This is a genomic window from Clavibacter sp. VKM Ac-2872, assembly GCF_015351105.1.
GTDB lineage: Bacteria > Actinomycetota > Actinomycetes > Actinomycetales > Microbacteriaceae > Clavibacter.
This window is the reverse complement of sequence record NZ_JADKRR010000001.1, coordinates 512,779-536,451: the sequence shown is the minus strand read 5'-3', so window position 1 is coordinate 536,451 and position 23,673 is coordinate 512,779. Positions and strand designations below refer to the sequence as shown.

The 23,673-nt window shown below is 74.2% G+C and carries 25 protein-coding genes; 12 read left to right on the top strand and 13 right to left on the bottom strand.

Going from position 1 to position 23,673, the window contains the following annotated elements; translation table 11 throughout:
* The first annotated feature begins 47 nt into the window (after nt 1-47).
* Nucleotides 48-1,031, top strand: a complete 984-nt coding sequence (locus tag ITJ40_RS02615; RefSeq protein ID WP_194665610.1) for an o-succinylbenzoate synthase — start codon at nt 48-50, stop codon at nt 1,029-1,031.
* 24 nt (nt 1,032-1,055) lie between these two features.
* On the opposite strand, the gene ccsB is transcribed toward ITJ40_RS02615, so the two are convergent.
* The 5 genes from ccsB to ITJ40_RS02590 are packed head-to-tail and all read right to left on the bottom strand — an operon-like array spanning nt 1,056 to nt 5,707.
* Nucleotides 1,056-2,075: a c-type cytochrome biogenesis protein CcsB gene (ccsB, locus tag ITJ40_RS02610; protein ID WP_194666920.1), complete on the bottom strand. Its 1,020-nt coding sequence runs from the start codon at nt 2,073-2,075 to the stop codon at nt 1,056-1,058.
* 8 nt (nt 2,076-2,083) lie between these two features.
* Nucleotides 2,084-3,730 carry a cytochrome c biogenesis protein ResB gene (locus ITJ40_RS02605; protein WP_194665609.1) on the bottom strand — a complete coding sequence of 549 codons (1,647 nt, stop codon included), beginning with the start codon at nt 3,728-3,730 and terminating at the stop codon, nt 2,084-2,086.
* Entirely contained in the window at nt 3,714-4,454 is a 741-nt protein-coding gene (locus tag ITJ40_RS02600) for a cytochrome c biogenesis protein CcdA (protein ID WP_194665608.1), read from the bottom strand. Before ITJ40_RS02600 ends, ITJ40_RS02605 begins: the two co-directional genes overlap by 17 nt.
* Nucleotides 4,455-5,063, bottom strand: a complete 609-nt coding sequence (locus tag ITJ40_RS02595) for a TlpA disulfide reductase family protein (RefSeq protein ID WP_194665607.1) — start codon at nt 5,061-5,063, stop codon at nt 4,455-4,457. It abuts the gene before it with no gap.
* Complete coding sequence (locus tag ITJ40_RS02590; RefSeq protein ID WP_194665606.1) at nt 5,063-5,707, bottom strand: histidine phosphatase family protein; 645 nt, start codon at nt 5,705-5,707, stop codon at nt 5,063-5,065. The genes ITJ40_RS02595 and ITJ40_RS02590 overlap by 1 nt, the downstream gene beginning before the upstream one ends.
* Before the next feature lie 316 nt (nt 5,708-6,023).
* On the opposite strand from ITJ40_RS02590, the gene ITJ40_RS02585 reads away from it, so the two are divergent.
* From ITJ40_RS02585 to ITJ40_RS02570, 4 genes are all read left to right on the top strand, one after another.
* On the top strand, nt 6,024-7,067 hold the full coding sequence (locus ITJ40_RS02585; RefSeq protein WP_194665605.1) for a sigma-70 family RNA polymerase sigma factor: 1,044 nt from the start codon (nt 6,024-6,026) through the stop codon (nt 7,065-7,067).
* A gap of 230 nt (nt 7,068-7,297) precedes the next feature.
* Nucleotides 7,298-7,510, top strand: coding sequence for a hypothetical protein (locus tag ITJ40_RS02580; protein ID WP_194665604.1), 213 nt, complete (start codon nt 7,298-7,300; stop codon nt 7,508-7,510).
* 113 nt (nt 7,511-7,623) lie between these two features.
* Nucleotides 7,624-10,113, top strand: coding sequence for an excinuclease ABC subunit UvrA (locus tag ITJ40_RS02575; RefSeq protein ID WP_194665603.1), 2,490 nt, complete (start codon nt 7,624-7,626; stop codon nt 10,111-10,113).
* Between the two features lie 118 nt (nt 10,114-10,231).
* On the top strand, nt 10,232-11,005 hold the full coding sequence (locus ITJ40_RS02570) for a DUF2510 domain-containing protein (protein ID WP_194665602.1): 774 nt from the start codon (nt 10,232-10,234) through the stop codon (nt 11,003-11,005).
* A 52-nt stretch (nt 11,006-11,057) separates the two neighbouring features.
* Here ITJ40_RS02570 and ITJ40_RS02565 read toward each other — a convergent pair whose 3' ends face one another.
* Genes ITJ40_RS02565 through ITJ40_RS02555 form a run of 3 tightly spaced genes read right to left on the bottom strand, consistent with a single transcriptional unit; the run spans nt 11,058 to nt 13,407 of the window.
* A complete protein-coding gene (locus ITJ40_RS02565) occupies nt 11,058-11,975 on the bottom strand; it encodes a biotin-dependent carboxyltransferase family protein (RefSeq protein WP_194665601.1) in 918 nt (305 codons plus the stop codon).
* Complete coding sequence (locus tag ITJ40_RS02560; RefSeq protein WP_194665600.1) at nt 11,972-12,592, bottom strand: allophanate hydrolase subunit 1; 621 nt, start codon at nt 12,590-12,592, stop codon at nt 11,972-11,974. Before ITJ40_RS02560 ends, ITJ40_RS02565 begins: the two co-directional genes overlap by 4 nt.
* Nucleotides 12,589-13,407 (bottom strand): LamB/YcsF family protein, encoded by an 819-nt coding sequence (locus tag ITJ40_RS02555; protein WP_194665599.1) that lies wholly within the window; start codon nt 13,405-13,407, stop codon nt 12,589-12,591. The genes ITJ40_RS02560 and ITJ40_RS02555 overlap by 4 nt, the downstream gene beginning before the upstream one ends.
* A 125-nt stretch (nt 13,408-13,532) precedes the next feature.
* Between ITJ40_RS02555 and aspS the strand changes: the two genes are divergently transcribed.
* The 7 genes from aspS (at nt 13,533) to ITJ40_RS02520 (ending at nt 17,964) form a co-directional block, all read left to right on the top strand.
* Nucleotides 13,533-14,843, top strand: coding sequence for an aspartate--tRNA(Asn) ligase (aspS, locus tag ITJ40_RS02550; RefSeq protein ID WP_194665598.1), 1,311 nt, complete (start codon nt 13,533-13,535; stop codon nt 14,841-14,843).
* A 30-nt stretch (nt 14,844-14,873) separates the two neighbouring features.
* Nucleotides 14,874-15,212 carry an ArsR/SmtB family transcription factor gene (locus ITJ40_RS02545; protein WP_370531973.1) on the top strand — a complete coding sequence of 113 codons (339 nt, stop codon included), beginning with the start codon at nt 14,874-14,876 and terminating at the stop codon, nt 15,210-15,212.
* A gap of 51 nt (nt 15,213-15,263) precedes the next feature.
* Complete coding sequence (locus ITJ40_RS02540; RefSeq protein ID WP_194665597.1) at nt 15,264-15,947, top strand: NAD(P)H-dependent oxidoreductase; 684 nt, start codon at nt 15,264-15,266, stop codon at nt 15,945-15,947.
* Nucleotides 15,948-15,984: 37 nt separating this feature from the next.
* Nucleotides 15,985-16,533: a hypothetical protein gene (locus tag ITJ40_RS02535; protein WP_194665596.1), complete on the top strand. Its 549-nt coding sequence runs from the start codon at nt 15,985-15,987 to the stop codon at nt 16,531-16,533.
* A 166-nt stretch (nt 16,534-16,699) separates the two neighbouring features.
* Nucleotides 16,700-17,032: an ATP-dependent DNA ligase gene (locus ITJ40_RS02530; RefSeq protein ID WP_194665595.1), complete on the top strand. Its 333-nt coding sequence runs from the start codon at nt 16,700-16,702 to the stop codon at nt 17,030-17,032.
* A 69-nt stretch (nt 17,033-17,101) separates the two neighbouring features.
* Entirely contained in the window at nt 17,102-17,317 is a 216-nt protein-coding gene (locus ITJ40_RS02525; RefSeq protein WP_194665594.1) for a hypothetical protein, read from the top strand.
* Between the two features lie 80 nt (nt 17,318-17,397).
* Nucleotides 17,398-17,964: a DUF6518 family protein gene (locus ITJ40_RS02520; protein ID WP_194665593.1), complete on the top strand. Its 567-nt coding sequence runs from the start codon at nt 17,398-17,400 to the stop codon at nt 17,962-17,964.
* Here ITJ40_RS02520 and ITJ40_RS02515 read toward each other — a convergent pair.
* The 5 genes from ITJ40_RS02515 to ITJ40_RS02495 form a co-directional block, all read right to left on the bottom strand.
* Nucleotides 17,961-19,487 carry a hypothetical protein gene (locus ITJ40_RS02515; RefSeq protein ID WP_194665592.1) on the bottom strand — a complete coding sequence of 509 codons (1,527 nt, stop codon included), beginning with the start codon at nt 19,485-19,487 and terminating at the stop codon, nt 17,961-17,963. The genes ITJ40_RS02520 and ITJ40_RS02515 overlap by 4 nt on opposite strands.
* Complete coding sequence (locus ITJ40_RS02510; protein WP_194665591.1) at nt 19,484-20,125, bottom strand: ABC transporter ATP-binding protein; 642 nt, start codon at nt 20,123-20,125, stop codon at nt 19,484-19,486. Before ITJ40_RS02510 ends, ITJ40_RS02515 begins: the two co-directional genes overlap by 4 nt.
* A gap of 80 nt (nt 20,126-20,205) precedes the next feature.
* Nucleotides 20,206-21,429 carry a GDSL-type esterase/lipase family protein gene (locus ITJ40_RS02505; RefSeq protein WP_194665590.1) on the bottom strand — a complete coding sequence of 408 codons (1,224 nt, stop codon included), beginning with the start codon at nt 21,427-21,429 and terminating at the stop codon, nt 20,206-20,208.
* Entirely contained in the window at nt 21,426-22,271 is an 846-nt protein-coding gene (locus ITJ40_RS02500) for an alpha/beta hydrolase (RefSeq protein ID WP_370531972.1), read from the bottom strand. The genes ITJ40_RS02505 and ITJ40_RS02500 overlap by 4 nt, the downstream gene beginning before the upstream one ends.
* Nucleotides 22,268-23,581: an MFS transporter gene (locus ITJ40_RS02495; protein WP_194665589.1), complete on the bottom strand. Its 1,314-nt coding sequence runs from the start codon at nt 23,579-23,581 to the stop codon at nt 22,268-22,270. Before ITJ40_RS02495 ends, ITJ40_RS02500 begins: the two co-directional genes overlap by 4 nt.
* Between the last annotated feature and the right edge of the window lie 92 nt (nt 23,582-23,673).

Here is a 23,673-nt window from a genome sequence, read left to right as displayed (position 1 = left end):
AGCCTAGGCGGCGCCCGCCGGCCGCCCGCGGGTGCGAGGCTGGATCCATGCTCCCCGCCCTGGACGACCTCCTCGCCACCGCCCGCGTCGTCGCCCTCCCGCTCCGCACGCGGTTCCGCGGACTCGACGTGCGCGAGGCCGTGCTCATCCAGGGCCCGCTCGGCTGGACGGAGTTCTCGCCCTTCGTCGAGTACGACGACGCCGAGTCCGCGGCCTGGCTCGCGGCCGCGATCGACTTCGGCTGGACCGAGCCGCCCGCGGCGCTGCGGGACCACGTGCTCGTGAACGCGACGATCCCGGCGATCCCGGCCGCGGGCGTCGCCGACGTGCTCGCCCGGTTCCCCGGCTGCCGCACCGCGAAGGTCAAGGTCGCCGAGCGCGGCACGACGCTCGCGGACGACGTGGCCCGCGTCGCCGAGGTGCGTCGGCTCCTCGGGCCGGAGGGGCGGGTGCGCGTCGACGCCAACGCGGCCTGGAACGTCGACGAGGCCGAGCACGCGATCCACGCCCTCGCCGAGCACGACCTGGAGTACGTGGAGCAGCCCTGCGCGACCGTGGAGGAGCTCGCGGAGCTGCGTGAGCGGATCCGTCACCTGGACGTGCCCGTCGCCGCCGACGAGAGCGTGCGGAAGGCCGACGACCCGCTGCGGGTCGCCCGCGCCGGGGCCGCCGACCTGCTGGTGATCAAGGCGCAGCCGCTCGGCGGGATCCACCGCGCGCTGCGGATCACGCGGGAGGCGGGCCTGCCCGTCGTGGTGTCGAGCGCGCTCGACACGAGCGTCGGGATCGCGATGGCCGCGCACCTCGCCGCGGCGATCCCCGAGCTCCCGCACGACTGCGGCCTCGGCACGGTGTCGCTCTTCGTCGGGGACGTCGTGGCGGAGCCGCTCGTGCCGGTGGACGGCCGGATCCCCGTGCGCCGCGTGTCACCCGACGCCCGGCTGCTCGAGGCCCACGCGGCCGACGCGGATCGCCGCGACTGGTGGCTCGACCGGATCCGCCGCACGCACGCCGCGCTCGCCCGCGGCTGACGCGGGTCGACCGACCGCTGCGGCCTACAGACCGCTGTAGGTGTGCAGCCCCTTGAAGAACACGTTCACGACGCCGAAGTTGAACATGACGGCCGAGAACCCGATGATCGCCAGCCACGCCGAGCGTGACCCACGCCAGCCGCGCGTGGCCCGCGCGTGGATGTACCCGGCGTAGAGCACCCAGATGATGAAGGTCCAGACCTCCTTGGTGTCCCACCCCCAGTAGCGGCCCCACGCGCGCTCGGCCCAGACGGCACCGGCCATGAGCGTGAAGGTCCAGAAGATGAAGCCCACGATGTTGAGGCGGTACGCCATCGACTCGAGCGTGACCGAGTCGGGCAGCGTCGCGAGGAAGCGCATCTTGGCGGCCTGCGCGTCGGCGGCGAGGGACTCGCGCCGGAACTGCAGCAGCTGAACGCCCGAGAGCGCGAAGGCCAGGGCGAAGAAGCCGGTGCCGAGCGCCGCCACGAAGACGTGGATCACGAGCCAGTACGACTGCAGCGACGGCGGCAGCGGCGCCACCTCGACGCGGTACTGCACCACGGCGATGCCCAGCAGGATGAGGATGAGGCCGGTGACGAACGTGCCCAGGAAGCGCAGGTCGCGGCGCGTGAGCACGATGAGGTAGACGCTGAGGATGAGGAGCGTGCCCGTCATCGCGAACTCGTACATGTTGGCCCACGGGACCCGCGAGGCCGCGATGCCGCGGAGCACGGTGGCCACGGCATGGGAGACGAACCCGACGCTGAGCAGGACCATGGCGACGTTGAGGCTCAGGGAGCGGCCGGCGGCCACGGGCGCGTCCGGGCCGTCGCCGGCGCGGCCGCCCTCCTCACCGGACGCGGCCGGCTCGCGCTCCAGCGTGGCGGTGCCGCCCCGTCGCGCGGCGGTGGCGCCGACCGCGGAGGGCTGGCGCGCCGCGGCGGTGGCCGCGTCCGCCACGAGCGCCGAGCGCCGCGCCAGGTCGAGGGCGAACGCGATGAACGCGGCCGCGTAGAGCCCCATCGCGACGAGGAGCGCGATGAGGGAGACGTCGTCGAGCATGGCCGTGTTCACGAGTGGAGCCTAACTTCTGCGTCTGACACCGCGGCAGGCCGGAGGCCGGCCACGTGCGTGGAGGCCAGGGCCGCGACGGCGGCCTCCAGCGTGGGGTCCTCGCCGCGGGCCAGGCCCGCGTACTCGAGGGTGGTGGATCCGTCGGGCTGCGGCACCGCCTTGACCCAGACGCGCCGGCGCGGCACGAAGAGGGACGTGAGCAGGCCGCCGAGCACGAGGATCGCGAACAGCAGCACCCAGCGCTGCGTGGGGTCGTGGTGCACGTCGAACGAGACGAAGCGCGGCACGGCGTCGAGGCTCACGGTGCCGAGGCCGTCGGGCAGGTCGGCGGTCTGGCCGGGCGCGAGCTCGATGGACTGGACGCCCGTCGTGCCGCCGGTGAGCTGCGTGAGGTTCCCCGTGTCGAGCGTGTAGACCGACGTGGGCACGCCGCCGTCGATCCCGAGGTCGCCCGTGTAGACGTTCAGCGTCAGCAGCGGGTTGTCGAGGTCGGGGTAGGAGGAGAAGAACGGCGCCTTCTCCGCGCCCTGCGTCGGGTAGAAGAAGCCGAGCATCCCGACCTGGTCACGCAGCCCGTCCGGCACCTTCACGACGCCGAGCGAGGTGAGCTTCGCGTCCTGCGGGAGGAACGGCACATCGGCGCTGTAGACGCTGTTGCCCTGCGGGTCCCGCACCGTCACGTGCGGCGCGTAGCCGTTGCCGAGCAGGTACATGTCGGTGCCGCCGATGGCGAGCGGGTCGTTGACCTTGACCTCGCGGTCCTGCGGCTGGCCGCCCGGCACGTCCGCCGTCACGTCCGCCGTGAAGTCGAGCGGCTGGCCGATGGCGTTCGGGTTCTCCTGCTCGTACTGCACGTGCAGCGCGTCGAGCTTCACGCGGTACGGGGTGAGCGACGAGTCGTCGAAGAACCGGCCCGGGTTGAACGAGTCGTAGGTCGAGAGCGTGTTGACGAAGGACTGCCCCTCGACGAGCACCTTCTGCCCGGAGTAGCCGAAGCCGCCGCCGACGCCGACCGTGATGAGGATCCCGACGAGCGCGGAGTGGAAGACGAGGTTGCCGGTCTCGCGCAGGTAGCCGCGCTCGGCCGAGACGGAGAGCACGCCGCCCGCGGCCGACGCGTCGTCGACGAGGACCGTTCGGTAGCGCTGGCGCTTGAGCAGCGCGCGGGCCTGCCGGATGGCGTCGACCGGATCCGCCGTGGTGGTGCGCGTCGTGTAGCCGGCGAGTCGCGAGAGCCGCGCAGGCGTCGTGGGGGGCGCCTGGCGGAGCGCGTCGAAGTGGTGCTTGGCGCGCGGCACGACGCAGCCGATGAGGCTGATGAACAGCAGCAGGTAGATGGAGGAGAACCAGACCGAGCTGTAGGTGTCGAACACCTGCAGCTTGTCGAGGATCGGGAACAGGTCGGGGTTGTCCGCGCGGAACTGCGTGACGCCGTTCGGGTCGGAGGTGCGCTGCGGCACCAGCGATCCGGGGATCGCCGCGAACGCGAGCAGCAGCAGCAGGAAGAGCGCCGTGCGCATGCTCGTGAGCTGCCGCCAGAACCAGCGGAGCGTCCCGAGGAAGCCGAGCTTGGGCTGCGTGATGGGCGCCCCCTCGCGCGGCGCCTGCCGCGGGGAGTCGACGTGGTCAGATGGCCGGGACATACGAGGCGATCACCCCCTGGAGCTGGAGCATCCACGTCGACCAGAGGCCGGAGACCATGAGCACGCCGGTGACGACCAGCAGCGCTCCCCCGATGAGGTTGACGGTGCGGATGTGGCGGCGGAGGAACCCGACGGTGCGCGTCATCCAGCCGAGGCCGAGGGCCACGAGGAGGAACGGCACGCCGAGCCCGATGCAGTAGGCGATCCCGAGCAGCACGCCGCGGCCCGCGTCGGCCGAGGTGAGGCTCATGGAGATGACGACCGCGAGCGTCGGCCCGATGCAGGGCGCCCAGCCGATGCCGAAGACGACCCCGAGCAGCGGCGCCCCCGCGAGCCCGGTCGCCGGGCGCCAGGAGCTCTTCACCTGACGCTGCAGGAAGCCGAGCCGGCCCGTGAAGACGAGCCCCATCACGATGAGGACGACGCCGAGGATCCGCGTGATCACGTCCTGCCAGCGCATCAGCCAGAACCCGGCCGTGGCGGAGACGAGCGTCGTGACGATGAAGACGGCCGAGAAGCCGAGGACGAACAGCGCGGTGCCGACGAGCAGGCGACGACGCGTCGCGGATCCGCCCTTGGCCTCGGCCATGCCGCCGATGTACCCGAGGTAGCCGGGCACGAGCGGCAGCACGCACGGCGACGCGAACGAGACCAGTCCCGCGAGCAGCGCGAGCGGCACCGCGACGAGGAGCTGGCCGGAGAGGACGCTCTGGATCTGGTCCACCTACCCCGCCGCCTCGGCGACGGTGTCCTTCACGAGCGTGCGGAGCACCCCGGGGTCGATCTTCCCGAGCACGCGCGAGGCGACCCGACCCTGGCGGTCGAGCACGAGGGTGGCGGGCACGGCGTTCGGCGCGATGGTGCCGGCGAACGCGAGCTGCATGGAGGTGTCCTCGACGTCGAGGACCGACGGGTAGGTGATGCCGTACGTCCTGTCGAACGAGTCGACGTTCGGCCGCTGGTCGCGCGTGTTCACGCCGAGGAACTTGACGCCGTCGGCCGCATGCTCCTCGCTCGCGGCCTGCAGGTCCTTCGCCTCGAGGCGGCAGGGCGGGCACTCCGCGTACCAGAAGTTGAGGACGGTGACGGATCCGCGGTAGTCGGCCGAGGTGGTCTCGGTGCCGTCCGACAGGGTGCCGGCGAAGTCCACGGGAGCCGCGCGGTCGGCGAGGGCGATCTCGGTGAAGGTGCCGTCGCCGGCGATATAGCGCTTGTTGTCGCCGGCCTTGAACTCGGCGGCCAGCGGATCCTCGGTGCACCCCGAGAGGGCGATGACGGCCAGCACGCCGGACGCGGCGGCGGCGAGGACGCTGCGACGGGGGACGCCCGGCATCACACTGCCCCCTGGTCGACGGCGTCGGCGGCGAGCCCGGCGGCCGCGTCGATGTAGCCCGTCTCGACGAAGCGGTCGCCCACGCGCTCCACCGTCGTGATGCTCGACAGGGCGCAGCGGCGCTGGCGGGGATCGTGGAAGAGGCGCTCGCCCGCGAGGGAGAGGTGGACCATCCAGATGGGCAGCTGGTGGCTGACGATGATGACGTCGCCGTCGGGCACGGAGCGGTACGCCGCCTTGACGGCGTCCGCCATGCGCGCGGCGATGGAGCGGTAGGACTCGCCCCAGCTGGGCTTCACGGGGTCGACGACGAGCGGCCAGAGGCGCGGCGATCGCGCGATGCGCGCGGGCGAGGGGAACTTCGATCCCTCGAAGCGGTTGGTGGGCTCGATGACGCGCTCGTCGGTGGTGACATCGAGGGCGAAGCGCTCGGCCCAGGGGGCCGCGGACTCCTGCGCGCGCTGCAGCGGCGAGGCGATGACGCGGTTGACGGGAGCGCCCTCCTCCTCGAGCGCGCGGGCCGCGGCGTCCGCCATGCGGTGGCCGAGCTCGGAGAGGCCGTATCCCGGGATGCGTCCGTAGAGGACTCCGTGCGGGTTGTGCACCTCGCCATGACGGACGAGATGGATTCGTGAGGCGACCACCCGTCAAGTGTAGGTGTCGTGCGGATGTACAACCGCCGAGGATCCGGCGCAACCCCCTGCGCTAATCGTTAGTCCGCAATACGATCGGGTGCACCGGTGGGGGCCGGCCTCTCGGGACCGGCGTCGACCGGATGTTACGTGCGTATACGAACGTTTGGGCCCCAAAGGAATCGCGCGCTAAGTTAGGTGCTCGAGGCCGGGACACGGCCTCCCGGCGAGAGCCCCGTGGATCACGGGACCTCGCAGAGACCCCCGTCGAACGGACGCGGGCCCGCATGACGATGCCGTCCGCGACGGCACGGAAGGAACGGGCACCATGACGATGACACCGACCCGGCCCACGGCCGCCGACACCACCTCCGACGCCGCCCTCGACCAGGTCGAGTCCGTCGGCCCGGTCGATCCGTACGCGGACTCCGACCTGCCCGAGCCCTCGCTCGTCACGCCGGGCGCGAGCACCGACGCCGTCAAGGACTACCTCCGCCAGATCGGCCGCGTGCCGCTGCTCACCGCCGAGCAGGAGGTGACCGTCGCCCGCCGCATCGAGGTGGGCGTGCTGTCGAAGGAGGTGCTCGACACTCGCTCCGACCTCACGCCGTCCGAGCGCCGCGAGTACCAGACGCTGGCGCAGGACGGGATGCGCGCCAAGCAGCACCTCGTGAATGCGAACCTGCGCCTCGTCGTCAGCATCGCCAAGCGCTACACGGGCCGCGGCCTGCCGTTCCTGGACCTCATCCAGGAGGGCAACATGGGCCTCGTCCGGGCGGTCGAGAAGTTCGACTACCAGGCCGGCTTCAAGTTCTCGACCTACGCGTCGTGGTGGATCAAGCAGTCCATCACCCGCGGCATGGCCGACACGAGCCGCACCATCCGGATCCCCGTGCACACCGTCGAGCACATCAACCGGATCAACGCGGTGCAGCGCGAGCTGGCGGTGGAGCTCGGCCGCGACCCCTCCATGGAGGAGATCGCCCGCGAGTCGGACACGCCCGTCACCAAGGTGCGGTACCTGCTCGACCGGGCGCAGGAGCCCATGTCGCTGCAGGTCCTGGTGGGCGGCAGCGGCGGCGACGGCGACACCGAGATGGCCGACCTCATCGAGGACGCCGACGTCACGCAGCCCATCGACGTCGTGACGCAGCAGCTCATGGCGGCGCACGTCACGCGGCTCATCGACGGGCTCGCGGAGCGCGACGCCGAGGTCGTGCGCATGCGCTTCGGCCTGGCCGGCCTCGAGCCGCGCTCGCTCGCCTTCGTCAGCCAGCAGCTCGGGGTGACGCGCGAGCGCGTGCGCCAGATCGAGAAGAAGGTGCTCGCGAAGCTCCGCATCCCGGAGCTGGAGACGTACATCCGCGGCTGATCCGCCGCACCTCGACGAGGGCCGTCAGCATCGCGGGCGGCCCTCCGTCGCGCACGGGCTGTCGGGATGTCCGGCCGGATCCCCCAAGCTCCGGATCCGCTCAGAAGAACGCCCACTAGTCGTTAGTGCGCATACAGTCGAGGTCCACCCCATCGGGTCGTCGCGACGCGCATCCCCGTCGCCGACGACAGAGCGCGGGCTCGACGACGAGCCGCGGAGAAGGAGGAGCAATGGCTCTCACGCAGACCTCACCCGGTCAGACCGACATCCCCGGCATCAGCTGGTCCCCCGTCGCCGCGGGGCTCTGGGTCGCCCGGCGCGGCGACGAGTTCGCGGGGCTCTCCGAGGAGCGGTGGGGCGCGGGCTTCCACGTCACCGACCGGCTCGGCCGCGACGTCGGCGACTTCCCGACGCTCCAGGAGGCGCGCGGCGCGCTCGGCTGACCCCTCCGGTCGCGGAGGACGGCATGCGCCGCGCGCCCGGCGGCCGCTACCACCTCCGGCCCGCTCGCGCACCGGGCCGACGGTCGCGCACGAGCGGGCCTAGGGTCGAGCAGGTGCCTTCCTCCGAGATCCGTCCGCCCGCATCCACCGACGACGACCGCTCGGACGGCTTCGTCCGGGTGCGCGGGGCGTCGGAGAACACGCTCCGCGACGTGGACGTCGACATCCCCCGCGACCGGATCGTCGCGTTCACGGGCGTCTCCGGATCCGGCAAGTCGTCGCTCGCCTTCGGCACCGTCTACGCCGAGGCCCAGCGGCGGTTCTTCGAGTCGGTCGCGCCCTATGCGCGGCGGCTGATCCGGCAGGAGCAGACCCCGCACGTCGAGAGCATCACCGGCCTGCCGCCCGCGGTCGCGCTCCAGCAGCGACGCGGGGCGCCGAGCACGCGCTCGACCGTCGGCACCGTGACGACGCTCTCGAACTCGCTGCGGATGCTGATGTCGCGCGCAGGCACCTACCCCGCCGGCCAGGGCCGCCTCGACTCCGACGCCTTCTCCCCCAACACCGCCGCGGGCGCGTGCCCCGTGTGCCACGGCCTCGGGGTCGCGCACACCGTGACCGAGGCGTCGCTCGTGCCGGATCCGTCGCTCTCGATCCGCGACGGCGCCATCGCCGCGTGGCCCGGCGCCTGGCAGGGCAAGAACCTGCGCGACATCGCGATCGCGCTCGGCTACGACGTGGACGTGCCGTGGCGCGAGCTGCCGCAGGAGCGGCGGGACTGGATCCTCTTCACCGAGGAGCAGCCGGTGGTGCAGATCACGCCGCAGCGCGACCGCGTGGCGAAGCCCTACAACGGGCGGTTCTGGAGCGCGCGCTCGTACGTGCTGCACACGCTGGCCGACTCCTCGAGCCCGCGCCTCCGCGAGGCGGCGCTCGCGCACATGGTCTCGGGCACGTGCGAGCGGTGCGGCGGCAGCGGGCTGACGCCCGAGGCGTTGGCCGTGACCTTCGCGGGCCGCAGCATCCAGCAGCTCAACGCGCTGACGCTCGCGGACCTCGCCACGGCCATCGCGCCGACGGACGGCATGGGCGACGTGGCCGTGACGATCACGACCGATCTCGTCGCGCGGCTCGCCGTGCTGGTGGACCTCGGGCTCGGCTACCTGAGCCTCGGCCGCGTCACGACCACGCTCTCCCCGGGCGAGATGCAGCGGCTCCGGCTCGCGACGCAGCTGCGGTCCGGGCTCTTCGGAGTCGTGTACGTGCTCGACGAGCCGTCGGCGGGGCTGCACCCGGCCGACGCCGAGCCGCTGCTCGAGGTGCTCGAGCAGCTGCGCGACTCCGGCAACTCGGTGTTCGTGGTCGAGCACGACATGGACGTCGTGCGGCGGGCCGACTGGATCGTGGACGTGGGGCCGGGCGCGGGGCAGGCGGGCGGATCCGTCGTCTACAGCGGTCCGGTCGACGGGCTCCGCGAGGTGGAGGCGTCGGCGACCCGGCCGCACCTCTTCCCCGACCTCGCGCCAGCCAGGGCGGAGCGGACGCCGCGCACGCCGACCGGGAGCATCCGGGCGACGGGCGTGACGCTGCACAACCTCGTCGGCCTCGACGTGGAGATCCCGCTCGGCGTGATGGTGGCGGTGACGGGCGTCTCCGGATCCGGCAAGTCGACGCTCGTGAGCCGCGTGCTGCCCGACCTGCTGCGGGCGTCGCTCGCGCCCGACCGCGTGGTGGTCGAGGACGCAGAGGCGACGGACGGCGACGACGACGCCTCGGGACCCGCGCGGATCGCGCGCGTCGAGGGCGCCGACGCCGTCGACCGGCTCGTGTCGGTGGACCAGCGGCCCATCGGCCGCACGCCGCGCTCGACGCTCGCCACCTACACGGGGCTCTTCGACGCCGTGCGGCGCACGTACGCGTCCACCGACGAGGCGCGCGCCCGCGGCTACGGCGCCGGGCGGTTCTCGTTCAACGTCGCGGGCGGGCGGTGCGAGACGTGCCAGGGCGAGGGGTCCGTGACCGTCGAGCTCCTCTTCCTGCCCGGCTCGTACGGGCCGTGCCCCACATGCCACGGTGCCCGGTACGAGCCGGCGACGCTGGAGATCGAGCACCACGGGAAGTCGATCGCCGACGTGCTGGCCATGACGGTGGACGAGGCGCACGGCTTCCTCGCGGACGTGCCGCTCGCCGCGCGCGCCCTCGCGACCCTCCGCGACGTGGGGCTCGGCTACCTTCGGCTCGGCCAGCCCGCGACCGAGCTGTCGGGCGGCGAGGCGCAGCGGATCAAGCTGGCCACCGAGCTGCAACGGGCGCCGCGCGGCCACACGCTCTACCTCCTCGACGAGCCGACGACGGGCCTGCATCCGGCGGACGTCGTGCTCCTCCTCCGCCAGCTGCAGGGGCTCGTGGACGCGGGGAACACGGTCGTCGTGGTGGAGCACGAGATGGACGTGGTGGCGGACGCCGACCGGGTGATCGACCTCGGGCCGTCGGGCGGCGACCAGGGCGGGCGGATCGTCGCGCAGGGCACCCCGCGGGAGGTCGCCGACACCGCGGGGAGCCGCACGGCGCCGTACCTCGCGCGGCGGCTCGACGCCTCCTGAGGCCGGGCGCCCGGGACGGCGCGGGCCCAGCGCGACGTGGGTAGTGTGACCTCCAGCGTCCGCGCCCCTGCGCGTCCGACGCCCAACGGCATCCCGCACCTCTTCCTAGGAGCACCTCGTGACTGACTCGACCGGAACACCCTCCACGCCCGCGGGCTGGTACGCGGACCCCGCGGGATCCGACCGCCTCCGCTGGTGGGACGGCACGCGCTGGACCGACCACCTGGCCGATGCTCCGGCCGCCGCCGCTTCCACCGCCTCGACCGGGCCCGCCGCCGCCCCGGCGTCCGGCCACGTCGCCCCGGAGGCGCCGTCCGCTCCCGCCGCGGCGCCGCCCGCGTACGGGCAGCAGGCCCCCGGGCAGGCGTACGCGCAGCAGCCGTACTCGCAGGCCGGGTACTCGACCCCGACCCCGCCTCCCACTGTGGCGGCCGGCACGTCGCCCTTCACCTGGCAGATCTGGGCCCTCGCGGCCCTGCCGGTCATCTCGCTCATCATCATCCTGAGCCTCGATTACCGGAGCTTCCTCGACATGGGCCCTCGCGGACCACGCGCCGACGTCGCGATCGCATCCGCGCTGACCAACCTCGTGCAGTTCCTCGTGTACGCAGGGACCGTCGTCCTCGCCTACTTCGACTGGCGCACTCTCACGCGCCGGGGCATCGCGCGCCCGTTCCACTGGGCCTGGGCCTTCATCCCCGTCGCCGGGGGCGTCTACCTCATCGGTCGGTCGATCATCGTCCGCCGCCGCATCGAGCGGGCGCCGGCCAGCGCGCTCTCCCCCGTCTGGCTGTGGATCGGCCTGAACGTCATCATCGCGTTCGTCGCCCTCGTCAAGGGCTTCGAGATCGTCAGCTCGACGATGCAGATGTACAGCACCGGCCGCTACTGATCAGCGAGGCGCCCCTGCGCCGCACGTCCCGCGCCCCGGTCGGGGCGTCCGCTCACACGAAGCGGACGCGCTGGCCGGGGCGCAGCTGCGCGGCCAGCCGCACGTCGTCGCGCGCGACCACGCCGATCACCGGGTAGCCGCCCGTCATCGGGTGGTCGGCGAGGAACAGGATCGGCCGGCCCGACGGCGGCACCTGGAGCGCGCCCGTGACGACGCCCTCGCTGGGGAGCTCGCCGGGGATCCGCCGCTCGAGCGGCTCGCCGTCGAGGCGCACGCCGACGCGGTCGGCCTCGGCCGTGACCTCCCATGCGCCGCCGAGGAGCGCGGCCCAGGATCCGTCGACGAACCAGTCGAGGCGCGGGCCGGGCGACGCGCGGAGCACCACCTCGCCGCCGGCGGGCGCGGAGACGGCGAGCGAGTCGACGGGCGGCACGGGCCCGGCGGATGCGGATCCGACGGGCAGCACGTCGCCGACCGCGACGGGCGCCGGCCCCACGCCGGAGAGCAGGTCGGTCGCGCGCGAGCCGAGGACGGGCGCGACGTCGATCCCGCCGCGGACGGCCACGTACCAGCGGATCCCCATGACGGCCGTGCCGATCTCGAGGGCGTCGCCCGCATCGAGCAGCACGGCGGCCGCGTACGGCGCGGGGCGCGACGCGCGACCGGCTGTGCGCACCAGCGGTCCGACCGCGCCCGTCACCGCGACCCACACCGCCGCCGTCGCGCGGAGCACCGCACCGCCGAGCACGATCTCGAGGCCCGCCGTGCCCGGGTCGTTGCCGACGAGGAGGTTGGCGTCGGCGAGGGCGCGCGGATCCAGGGCGCCGGAGGGCGAGACGCCGATGCCGCCGTGGCCCGGGCGGCCCGCGTCCTGGACGAGCATCAGCGGGCCGGTGCGCTCGACCACGAGGCCGGTCGCGGAGGCGGGCGTCGCCCGGCGGCCGCGTCGCCCGGCCGCGGCGTCGCTCACGCCGTCACCTCGCGGAATCGCACGGCCGATCCGGGCTGCAGCAGCGCCGCCGGCTCGCGCTCCGGATCCCACAGCACCGCCCGCGTCGTGCCGATGAGCTGCCAGCCGCCGGGCGAGACCCGCGGGTAGATCCCGCTGAACTCGCCCGCGAGCGCGACGGCGCCGGCCGGCACCCGCGGGCGGGGTGAGGTGCGGCGCGGCACCTCGAGGCCGGGCACGCCGGCGAGGTACCCGAAGCCGGGCGCGAATCCGCCGAACGCGACCGTCCAGACGCCCGCGGTGTGCCGCTCCACGACCTCGCGGATCCCGATGCCGAGGAGCGCGGCCACGTCCGCGAGGTCCTCGCCGTCGTAGACCACCTCGATCTCGACGGGCGCGCCGCCCCGGGCGCCGACCTCGTCCGCGGGCCGGGCGGCGAGCGCCCAGGAGCGGGCGGCAGCGAGCGGGAGCACGCGCGGATCCACCGTGACGAGGATGCTGCGCGCGCCCGGCACGATGTCGACGACGCCGCGCGGCCGGGTCGCGTCGAGCACCGGCTGCAGGCGGAGGACCTCGTCGAGCGAGTCGAGGTCGAGCATCACGGCGGCGTCGCCGCACGGCAGGAGCCGGAGGGTCACAGGGCGCGCCGGTCGCCGGCGGGGAGCGCGCGGCGGTCCGGTGCGGCAGCGGGCTCCGCGTCCGGCACCGGCCGGATCTCGACGCCCGCCGCCTCGAGCGCGTCGCGCACCGCGCGGGCCAGGCCCACGGCGCCGGGAGTGTCGCTGTGCAGGCACAGGGAGTCGGGGTCGAGCCGCACGACGGATCCGTCGATCGCGACGACCGTGCCCTCCGTCGCCATGCGCACGGAGCGGGCCGCGACCTCGGCCGGGTCGTGGATCACCGCGCCCTCCTGCCGGCGCGACACGAGCGCGCCCTCGGGCGTGTAGGCGCGGTCGGTGAACGCCTCGACGCGCGTCGGCAGGCCGGCGGCCGCGGCGAGCCGGAGGATCTCGGAGCCGGGCAGCCCGAGCACCGGCAGCGTCGGATCCAGCGCCACGACCGCGTCCACCACGGCCTGCGCCTGCACCGGATCGTGCGCGATGCGGTTGTAGAGGGCGCCGTGCGGCTTGATGTAGGAGACCCGGGCGCCGACCGTGCGGGCCATGCCGGTGATCGCCGCGAGCTGGTAGAGGACGTCGCCCGTGAGCTCGGCGGGCGAGGCGTCGAGGTCGCGCCGCCCGAAGCCCGCGAGGTCGCGGTACGCCACGTGGGCGCCGACCGCGACGCCGTCGCGGGCCGCGCGCTCGAGCGCGTGCAGCATGACGAGCGGATCCCCCGCGTGGAACCCGCACGCGACGTTCGCGCTCGAGACGACGTCGAGCATCGCGTCGTCGTCGCCCAGGGTCCAGCGGCCGAAGGACTCGGCCAGGTCGCTGTTGAGGTCGATCTGCATGGCGTCTCCCTGCGGTGGTCGCGCCGCGACGGGCGCCGGCGACCGCCCGTCGCGGGGCCGTGCCACCAGGCTAGGCGGCCCGCGGGGCGACCGGCCCGGCGGCGGCGCGGATAGACTCGACGACCGTGACTCCCCGAACTCTCATCAAGAACCTGGCCGCCCTCGACGACGGGGACGTGGCCGTCTCCGGCTGGGTCGAGACCGTCCGGGATCAGAAGAAGATCCAGTTCGTGATCCTCCGCGACGAGTCGGGCGCGGTGCAGCTCACCTACAAGCGCCAGGGCGACGAGGACCAGACCGCCGACACCATCTCGGGCCTCGCCGCGGGCACCTTCCTCACCGCCACCGGCACGCTCAAGCACGACGAGCGCGTCAAGCTCGGCGGGCTGGAGATCGGCCTGTCCGGCATCGAGGTCGCGGCCGCCGCCATCCCCGAGACGCCCATCGCCGCCGACTCCTCCATCGACAAGCGCCTCGACTGGCGCTTCATCGACCTGCGCGCGCCCCGCAACGCGCTCATCTTCCGCGTGCAGACCACGCTGGTCCACGCGCTGCGCACCTACTGGGTCGAGCACGACTTCATCGAGGTCTTCTCCCCCAAGCTCATGGCCACGCCCTCCGAGTCGAACGCCGAGCTCTTCAAGGTCGACTACTTCGACGGCGTCGCATACCTCGCGCAGAGCCCGCAGTTCTTCAAGCAGATGGCCCAGTCCGCGGGCTTCGGCAAGATGTTCGAGGTCGGCCCGGCGTTCCGCGCCGACCCCTCCTTCACCTCGCGCCACGCGACCGAGTTCACCTCGGTGGACGCCGAGATCAGCTGGATCGAGAGCCACGAGGACGTCGCCCGCCTCCAGGAGGAGCTCATCGTCGCCGCGCTCACGGCGGTGAAGGAGAAGCACGGCGACGAGATCCGCGAGCTGTTCGACGTGGAGGTGACCGTGCCGAGCATCCCGTTCCCGCGGATCCCGCTGATCGAGGCCAAGGACATCGTCGCGAAGCGCGGCCACGTGATCGACCGCGCCGACGACGACCTCGACCCCGAGGGCGAGCGCCAGATCGCGGCGCACGTGATGGAGGAGTTCGGCCACGAGTTCGTGTTCCTCACCGACTACCCGTCGACGATCCGGCCGTTCTACCACATGCGCAACGCCGAGGACCCGACGATCACGAACAGCTACGACCTCATCTGGAACGGCGTCGAGATCACCACGGGCGCGCAGCGCGAGCACCGCGTCGAGGTGCTCGAGGCGCAGGCCCGCGAGAAGGGCCTCGACCCCGAGGAGCTCGGCTCGTACCTCGACTTCTTCCGCTACGGCGTGCCCCCGCACGGCGGCTTCGGCATGGGCCTCAACCGCGTGCTGATGCTGCTGCTGCACCAGTCGAACCTGCGCGAGGTCACGTACCTGTTCCGCGGGCCGAACCGGCTCGCGCCGTAGGTCCCGCTCCCTCCCGCGAGAGGATGGGACGTGCCCCGTTCCCGTCTCGATGCCGACGCCGACGCCGACGCCGTGGAGGTGTTCAAGGTCCTCGCCAACCCCGTGCGGCTGCGCATCATGCGGTGGCTGCGCGATCCCGAGGGCGAGTTCGCCGAATACGAGCCCATCGCGGACCGGCGCGAGCACGGCGTGTGCGTCACCCACATCCAGCTCAAGTCGGGCCTCGCGCAGTCGACGGTCTCCTCTTACATGACGGCGCTCGAGGGCGCGGGCCTCGTGACCTCGAGCCGCGTCGGCAAGTACACGCACTACCGCCGCGACGAGGAGCGCATCGCCGAGCTGGTCGGCGGGCTCGGCGACGTCATCTGAGCCCGCCACCCAACACATCGACGATCCGCGATACGTCGATACAGTGGGTCCATGACGTCCCTCGCCAGCCCCCGGACCGCCCTCATCGTGCACGCGCACCCCGAACCCCTGTCCTTCGCGACGGCGCAGATGCGGGAGGCCGCAGGCGCCCTCGTCGCCCGGGGCTGCGAGGTCACGGTCGTCGACCTGCACGAGGTCGGATGGGATCCGGTGCTCGCGCGGACCCAGTTCCCGGCCGCGGGCAAGCGGTTCAAGCCGCAGGCGGAGCAGATGGCGGCGGTCCGCGAGGGCGACCTCGATCCCGGGGTCGCCCGGCAGCTCGACGCGCTCCTCGAGGCCGACCTGCTCGTGCTGTCGTTCCCGCTCTGGTGGTTCTCCGTCCCGGCGATCCTCAAGGGCTGGCTCGACCGGGTCCTCGTCATGGGCGCGGTCTTCGGCGGCGAGCACGGGCTGTTCGACGAGGCCGCCCTCGCCGGCAGGCGCGCCGTGCTCCTCGTCACGACCGGAGGGTCGCCCGACTCGTTCGGTCGCGGATCCCGGTTCGGCGACCTCGAGGCGCTGCTGTTCCCCCTGCACCACGGCACCCTGCGCTTCGTGGGCTACGACGTCCTCGAGCCCGTCGTGACCCACGGCCCGGCGCACCTCGACGACGCCGCCCGAGCGACCGCGCTGCGGGACGTGCGCGCCGCGTTCGACGCCATCGCCGCCCGCCGCACCCTGCGGCTGACGACCTGACAGGCGCCCCGCGCGATGGGACGGGCAGGATCGACGCATGCCCGTCGACGCCGGATCACCGCCCGCCCTCCTCCTGAACGGCACGTACGGCGTCGGCAAGAGCGCCGTTCTCGATCACCTCGGCGACCTTCTCGCCGACGCCGGGCGGCCGTTCAGCCTGATGGACGTCGACGGGTTCCACCGGTCGTGGCCGCCCGCGTCGTGGGATCCGGAGAACGTCGTCGTCGAGGCGCGGGCCATGGCCGCGACGTGGGCCCTGTTCCAGGAGGCGGGGCCGCGGCAGCTCGTGATCGCCGGGGTCGCGGCGGAGCGCGCCGACCTCGACCGGTACCGCGATGCGCTCGGCGTCGACGTGCGCGGCGTCCTCCTCACGGCGTCGCCCGCGGTCGTCGAGGCGCGCCTGCGCGGCCGGTACGACGACGACCGCCGCGCCGCGCGCGACTGGCACCTGGCCCGGCACGCGGACCTGGCCGCGCGGGTGCGGGCGGCGGCCCTCCACGAGTCCGAGATCGCGACCGACGGCCGCACCCCGCGCGAGGTGGCGCGCGCCGTGCTCGCGGTGCTCGACGCGGCCGCCCGCCCGTGATCCGCGGGGCGTCGGGATCACCTCTTGCCCGGTCGATTATTCCTCTGTTGCCGTAATATCTGACCCACCACTCGATGCCCTCACCCGCGGGTCGCCGAGCCGTCGACGCCGCGGGATCCGCGCCGGCGACGGGGACCTGAGGACGGGACATGGAGGAGGGCAGGGCATGGGCCAGCTGATCTTCGACAGCACCACCCGCACCACCATCGACGACCGCGCGCTCGCGCACCTGCAGATCGTGATGCTCAACAAGCTCCGTCGCCGGGAGAGCTTCGCGTTCTCGTGGAAGTACCCGGCGTCCGAGGGCGACGGGCGCAGCACCGTGTGGGTCGCTCCGGAGCTGCCGCTGCACTTCCGGTTCTCGGGCAGCCGCCCGCCCGCCATCAACCCCGCCTGGGTGGACCTCCTCATGGACAGCGCGAACACCGGATCCGGGCTGCACCTGGTCCCGGAGCCGCCGCCCGGCACGGCCGCGCACGCCGAGCAGTCCACCGACTGACGCGCCTCGCCGGACGCCGCGCGCGCCCGGTTCCTCCCCGTTCGCATCCGCCCGCACCCAAGGACGCCCATGGCCCTCACGAACCTCCCCTACGACGACGACGCGATCCTCGCGGCGACCGAGTCCGCCACCGTCCTCGCGCGGGAGGTGCGCGACGTGCAGGTCGACTTCGCGAGCACGAGCGTCTCCGACGGCGGCGTGGCGCGCGTGACGGCGACCATCACGTGGACCGTGCCGGCGGACGAGGCCGTGCGGATCCTCGACGAGGCCCGACCGCACGCCTGACGCGATCTGCATCCCCGCGCCTACGCGGATGGGCCGCGGGGCAGACGACCCGGCACCCGCCCGCGGGAGAGGGTGAGGCCATGACCCGACCCGACCCGTCTCCCTTCCGCGCCGCCGCGGTCGTCCTCGTGTTCAGCCTCGTCGTGGGCGGCCTCACCAGCCCCGCGCAGGGAGTCCTCCCGTCGTGGATGAGCTCGCTCGCCAACTCCGCCGGCGGCTGGAGCATGCTCGCCTTCGTCGCCGTGTGGCTCTCCCGCGCCCGTCCGCTCCTCGGAGCCGTGCTCGGCGCGGTCTCCTTCGTCGCGATGGTGGAGGCCTACGGCGTCGTGAGCCTCTGGCGCGGGATCCTCTTCGCCGACCCGCTCTCCTCCATGTGGATCCCGATCGGGCTGGTCGCCGGCCCGTTCCTGGGCGTCGCGGCGGCGCTCGTCCGGCACGCGTCGCGCGGGTGGGCGATCGCGGGCGTCGCGGTGCTCAGCGCCGTCCTCCTCGCGGAGGGGGTCTACGGGCTCACGGTCGTCGCGTCCAGCACCAGCCCCGTCTACTGGACCCTCGAGATCGTCCTCGGGGTCGGTTTCCTCGCCGCGGTGGCGCTGCGCGGACGGCGTGCGGTCGGCGACGTGCCGGACCCGGCGGTCCGCCGCTAGCCCCGGGTCGCGGCGAGCCGGCCGCGCGCCCGCAGCGCCACGCCCACGCCCAGCGGGACGACGAGCGCGGCCCCCAGCGGACCGACCGCTCCGACCGCGGACACGACGGCGAGCGCGGATCCCCCGGCCAGGAGCAGCGCATCGGCCTGCCACGCGGCGATCACGAGCGCCGACGCGTCGCCCGCCGGCGTCACCACGGGCGCCATGACGGAGAGCGGCAGCGGGCCCTTCGCCGCGTCGAACGCGCGGATCGCGACGAGCAGCAGCGCGACGGCCGGCGCGAGGACGAGCGCGACGACGCCCGAACCGCCGGCCACGGCGATCCCCGCCCCCGCGACCGCGCACGCGACCCCGGCCACGCCGGGGAGCACGGCGTGGAGGAGCAGCAGGCGCCCGGTCGGGATCCCGTAGAGCGGCGGCGCGGAGGAGACGTCGACGACGTGCCGGAAGCCGTCGGCCCCGACGCCGAGCGCGAGGAACCCGACGACGGCCGCGGCGAGCGCGGGGATCACCCGGCCCGTGCCTGCGCCGTCGAGGGCCACAGCCAGGAGCGCGCCCGACGCCGCGACACCGAGGCACGCTGACGCCGCGCGGACGGGCGTCCGCAGCGCGCCGACGAGGTCGCGTCGCACGACGAGCGCCACCGTCGACCGGCCGCGCACGGCTCCCCAGCCGCGCCCGATGCGCGGCACGGGCCGGAACCCGCCCGCCGCCATCGCGAGGTCGCCCGTGGTCGCCAGGGTGGTGGCCGCCTGCCAGCGCCGCGCCTGCGCGAGCAGCTCGGATCCGCGGAGGCCGCCGAGGAGCGCGGGCGCGGCCACGACGGCCACGACGGCCAGCGCGGCGAGCGCGGCGAGCGCCGTGGCGACGCCGGAGGAGGGCGGCCACGCGCCGGTGCCGGGGAAGAGCGCGCGGACGGCGCTCCCGGGCACGACCGACGCCGGCACGAGCACCGCGAGCGCGGTGGATCCGAGCAGCACGGCTCCCCCGACGGCCCGCCCGCCCGCGCCCAGCCGCTGGCCCGCGAGCCAGCAGCCCGCGAGGATCACGCCGACCAGCGCGCCGCCCGCGGTCCACGCGGCGACCGGTGCCGGATCCGCGTCGCCCGCGACCAGCAGCGCCAGCCCGGGCAGCAGCGCGACGAGCCCGGAGATCGCGGCGAGCCCGAGCCCGGCGCGGACCGCCGGACGTGCGAGCACGGCCGCCCGCGGCAGGCCGCTGCCCGCGAGCGTCGCGGTGAGGAACGGGGACAGGAGCGCCGGGCCGCGCGCGCCGCCGGCCATCAGGAGCGCCGTGGCGGCGAGGCCCGCGACCGCCGCCGCCGCGGTGGGCCCGTGCTCGCGGAGCGCCGCGGCCGCGGCCGGCTCGGCGAGCTCCAGCACGATGGCGCGCAGCACGGGGATCCCCACGATCAGCACCGTGAGCACGCCCGCGTACACCGTGTACGCGACGTCCATCGGCGAGGCGTCGCCGCGCTCGAGCCGGAGGGACCGGACCGTGCGGAGGACGCGCCTCGTGCTCACGCGGCGTCGCCGACGAGCGCGATGGACCGCTGCGCCACGGCGTCGCGGAGCGTCGGGCTGTGCGTCGCGAGCACGACCGTGCGGCCGTCGTCGAGCTCGGCGCGGAGGATCGCGATCACGAGCTGCAGCCGGTCGGGGTCGAGCCGCTGCTCGGGTTCGTCGAGGAGCAGCACGTCGTAGGGCCGCACGGTGGCCATCGCGAGGGCCACCAGCTGCGACTGGCCGCTGGACAGCTCGTGCGGGAAGCGCCGGGCGAGGGGCGCCAGCCGCCACCGCTCGAGGTGCGCGGCCGCCCGGTCGCGGGCCTCGGGCGCGTCCATCCCCCAGGTCGCGGCGATGACGGCGAGGTGCTCGGCGAGCGTCAGGTCGCGCGCCACGGGCGGGTGCCCGATGGATCCGGACACCGCGCGCCGGAACGCCGGGTCGCGCTCGTCGACCGGCCGGCCGCCGACCCGCGCGGATCCCGTGCTCGGCCGCGTGAGCCCGGCGACCACCCGCAGCAGGGTCGTCTTCCCGGCGCCGTTCGGCCCGGTGACCGCGACGGCCTCGCCCGCCGCGACGGAGAGGTCGGTCGGACGCAGCAGCGGGATCCCGTCGACGACCACCGACACCCGCTCGACCTCGACCGCTCCGCCCATCCCGCCATCCTGTCGCACGGGCGGTGGGGCCGCGAGCGAGGGCGGGCCACGCGGCCGGTCAGCCGGGACGACCCGGCGGCTCAGCGCGCGCCGGCGCCGATCCCCGCCCGCGGCACCAGGCCGTCGTCCGCGAAGACGCGGGCGACGAAGCGCCGACCCATCTCCGCGTAGAGCTCCGCATCCGGATGCAGCCCGTCCGGCAGCGCGTACCGCGCCACGTCGTCGGGACCGTACAGCGCGAGGCCGTCGAGGTGCGCGATCCGCTCGCCCTGCTCCTGACGCACCCGCGCGACGTGCGCCACGTGCCGCCGGGACTCCGCGAGAGTGAGCGCTCCGCGCGGCACGTCCGCGGGGTCGCCCGCCGCGAAGCAGCGCACGGATCCGTCGCCGTGGAACTCGACGCCGGGCGGTCCGGGCACGTCCTCGCTGCCCGGCCAGAGGATCGACGACGCGAGCACGATCGGCGTGCCCGGGTGGCCGCGCCGCACGCGGTCGAGGAAGCCGTGCAGCGCGGGCACGAAGGTGCGCTGGTCCATCGACCGGGCGCCCACGATGTTGATGCCGACGCTCAGCGAGATCACGTCGGCCGGCTCCGCCGCGATGGCATCCGCGACGAACGGATCGAGCATGCACTGGCCGCCGAAGCCCAGGCCCACGATGTCGAGGCCCGCCTCCCGCGCAGCGACGACGGGCCATGCGCCCGTGGGGTCCGGCGCCTCCACGCAGTGGCTGATGGAGCTGCCGTGGTGGATCCAGCGCGGCAGCCCGAGCGGGTCCGCGGCCCGCACGGGCGCGGCAGCGTCGATCCCCACGAGGTCCACGAGCATCCCCTGCGGCAGCCACACGGTCACGGTCGACGGGCCGCGCCCGAGCCCGGCGAGCACGACCACGGACGCCTCGCCATCGCCCACCGCGGTCTCCTCCGCGGCGTCGCCCGACGACGAGACCCGGCGCACGACGTCCACGGGCGAGGCGACCGGCGGCAGGTCCGCGCCGCCGACCTCCGCGACGAACGTGTTGCGCGGCCCCGGGAGCTCGTCGAAGTGGATCCGCGTGCAGCGCACCCGCAGCCGCACCTCGTCGGCCGCGGTCGTGAACCGGATCCGCACCCCGGCCACCGTCGACACCTGCGCGCGCAGCAGCTCGCCCGCCGGCGGGAAGTCGCGCCACGCGGACTCGGGCAGCCGGATCGGCCGCACGCCGCCGGGCACCCGCGCCAGCCCGAGGTGACCGTGGACGCGGACGGACCCGCCGTCCAGCTCGACGATCTCGCCGTCGCGCCCGGACGTGCCGACGCCGCTCATGCCGTCCCGCCCGACGCGTGCGCGCGCACGAAGGCGACGGTCCGCGCGATCACCTCGTCGCGCTGCGGCAGCTGCGCCCAGCCGTGGTCCGCGCCGTCCACCACCACCAGCTCGGCGCGATCGCCCAGCACGGCGGGGTCGGTGTACCGCCGGGCGTAGTCGACCGGCACGAAGTCGTCCGTGCCGTGCAGGAGCAGCGCGGGACCCCGGTAGCCGGCCGCCCGCGCGTACGGGTCGAAGCCGAGCGCGTCGTCGCGCATCGCCGGCCCCATGCGCATCCCGGCGAAGTCGAACCAGCCGTCCGTGTCGAGGGAGGCGAGCGAGCGGCCCTGGATCGTGCCGGCGCGGATGTCGTCGACGAACACGGCGGCCGTCGACCACATCGCGAGCGACCGGATCCCCGTCCCCGCCGCGCCCCCGGCTGCCGCTCCCTCCTCCGCCGCGAGCACCGAGGCGACGACCGCGCCGAGGCTCATGCCGACGAGGTGCACGTCGTCCGCGTCCACCTCGGGCAGCGCGCGGACGGCGGCGAGGACGTGCCGGGCGTCGGCCACGTCGCCCGTGACCGTCGTGTCGAGGAACTCGCCATCGCTCTCGCCGTGGCCCGCGCGGTCGTAGGCGACGACGCCGATGCCCGCCGCCGCGAGCCGCCGCGCGAGGGCGACGAACACGCCGGTCGTCTCGACGCGCGAGCCGCCGAAGCCGTGCATCAGCACCGCGGTGGGCCGCGGGCCGGCCCCCTCCGCCAGGTGCTGCGATCCACGGAGCGTCAGCCCGCGCACGCGCGTCGCGAAGGGGCGGATCCGCATCACCCCGCCGCTGCTCCCGCCGGCGCCGCTCACGCCGCCGCCTCGACGGTCCGCACCGACGCGGTCGCGGGCACCTGCTCGTCCTCCACGTCGAACGCCGTGCCGTGCGCCCGGCGGAACCCGACCCAGCCGACCAGGAAGCCCGCTGCGGCGAGCACGGACACCCCGACGTAGACGCCCTGCGGGTTCAACGCCAGGAGCGTGGGCGTCACCGCGTTGAGCCCCGCCGTCGCGAAGCGCGCCACCCCGTACACGGTGCCCTGCGCGGTCGACCGGAGGAGCGTGGGGAACGACTCCTGCGTCCAGACCTTCATGATCGTCTCGAAGCAGAACGCGCCCGCGAAGGTCGAGAGCACGACCGACACCACGAGCGTCGGCAGGCTGAACCCCAGGACGACCGGGATGAGGTTCGACGCGACCACCACCACGGACCCGATCACGAAGTACGGCATGCGGAACCGCGTGTCCGCGACCGACATGAACCACAGCGCCCCGAGGACGGCGGCCGGCATCGCGAGGATCGTCCACGACTGGTACTCGTCGACGGGGATGCCGGCGACGCTCACGGCGACGTACGTGCCGAAGCTCCCCGCCACGCTGATCGCGAGCGAGGCGAGCGTGTAGTAGACGAGCAGCGTCACGAAGGGCCGGCGGTAGGCGGGCCGTCCGAGGTCGCGGATCCGCCCGCGCTGCGCCCGCACCGTGCGCGCGCCGTCCGCCCGCTCGGCCCGCGCGACGAGCCACGACGCCGACTCGGGGATGGTCGCGCGCATCAGCAGCACGAGGAGCCCGACGACGCCGAACGCGCCGAACATCACGTGGCCCCCGGTGGGCCCGGCCTGGCCGAAGGCGATCCCGATGACGACCGCCAGCAGGATCCCGAAGCCGCCGAGCAGGTTCGAGAACACGAGGATCTTGCCGCGGTTCCGGTCGGTCGCCGCCTCCGAGATGGTCGCGAGCGCCACCGGCAGGTCCGCGCCGACGCCGAGGCCGATGAGCGCGATCCCGGGCAGCAGCGCCGCGAACGAGACGCCGAGGAACGGCGTGACGGATCCGATGACGATCAGCGTCATCGTGACGAGGAAGACGCGGCGCCGGCCGAACCGGTCGCCGGCCCACCCGCCGAGGAGGGAGCCGGCCGCGACTCCCGCCGTGAGCACGGCCGTGAGGTAGCCGACCTCGGGACCCGACAGGCCGGGTCCTCCCGAGGGCGGCGCGAGGAAGAGCACGAGCGCGATGCCCACGCCCGTCGTGGCGGCGGCGTCGACGAACGTCGCCATGCCGCACACGAAGCCCACCCACCAGGCGTTCGGGGCCGTGCGGGCCCCATCGACAGCAGTCATCCCATACTCCTTCGTATGCGTGAGAGATCGCGACCCGGTCGGGTACCGGACGCGCGGACAGGATGCTACAACGATCTAGCGCGCCCCGCCCG

Coding starts and splice junctions, on each gene's coding strand:
- ITJ40_RS02615 (WP_194665610.1), top strand. CDS start 48: ATGCTCCCCGCCCTGGACGACCTCCTCGCCACCGCCCGCGTCGTCGCC.
- ccsB (WP_194666920.1), bottom strand. CDS start 2,075: ATGCTCGACGACGTCTCCCTCATCGCGCTCCTCGTCGCGATGGGGCTC.
- ITJ40_RS02605 (WP_194665609.1), bottom strand. CDS start 3,730: ATGTCCCGGCCATCTGACCACGTCGACTCCCCGCGGCAGGCGCCGCGC.
- ITJ40_RS02595 (WP_194665607.1), bottom strand. CDS start 5,063: ATGCCGGGCGTCCCCCGTCGCAGCGTCCTCGCCGCCGCCGCGTCCGGC.
- ITJ40_RS02585 (WP_194665605.1), top strand. CDS start 6,024: ATGACGATGACACCGACCCGGCCCACGGCCGCCGACACCACCTCCGAC.
- ITJ40_RS02580 (WP_194665604.1), top strand. CDS start 7,298: ATGGCTCTCACGCAGACCTCACCCGGTCAGACCGACATCCCCGGCATC.
- ITJ40_RS02555 (WP_194665599.1), bottom strand. CDS start 13,407: ATGCAGATCGACCTCAACAGCGACCTGGCCGAGTCCTTCGGCCGCTGG.
- ITJ40_RS02540 (WP_194665597.1), top strand. CDS start 15,264: ATGACGTCCCTCGCCAGCCCCCGGACCGCCCTCATCGTGCACGCGCAC.
- ITJ40_RS02535 (WP_194665596.1), top strand. CDS start 15,985: ATGCCCGTCGACGCCGGATCACCGCCCGCCCTCCTCCTGAACGGCACG.
- ITJ40_RS02530 (WP_194665595.1), top strand. CDS start 16,700: ATGGGCCAGCTGATCTTCGACAGCACCACCCGCACCACCATCGACGAC.
- ITJ40_RS02525 (WP_194665594.1), top strand. CDS start 17,102: ATGGCCCTCACGAACCTCCCCTACGACGACGACGCGATCCTCGCGGCG.
- ITJ40_RS02520 (WP_194665593.1), top strand. CDS start 17,398: ATGACCCGACCCGACCCGTCTCCCTTCCGCGCCGCCGCGGTCGTCCTC.
- ITJ40_RS02510 (WP_194665591.1), bottom strand. CDS start 20,125: ATGGGCGGAGCGGTCGAGGTCGAGCGGGTGTCGGTGGTCGTCGACGGG.
- ITJ40_RS02505 (WP_194665590.1), bottom strand. CDS start 21,429: ATGAGCGGCGTCGGCACGTCCGGGCGCGACGGCGAGATCGTCGAGCTG.
- ITJ40_RS02495 (WP_194665589.1), bottom strand. CDS start 23,581: ATGACTGCTGTCGATGGGGCCCGCACGGCCCCGAACGCCTGGTGGGTG.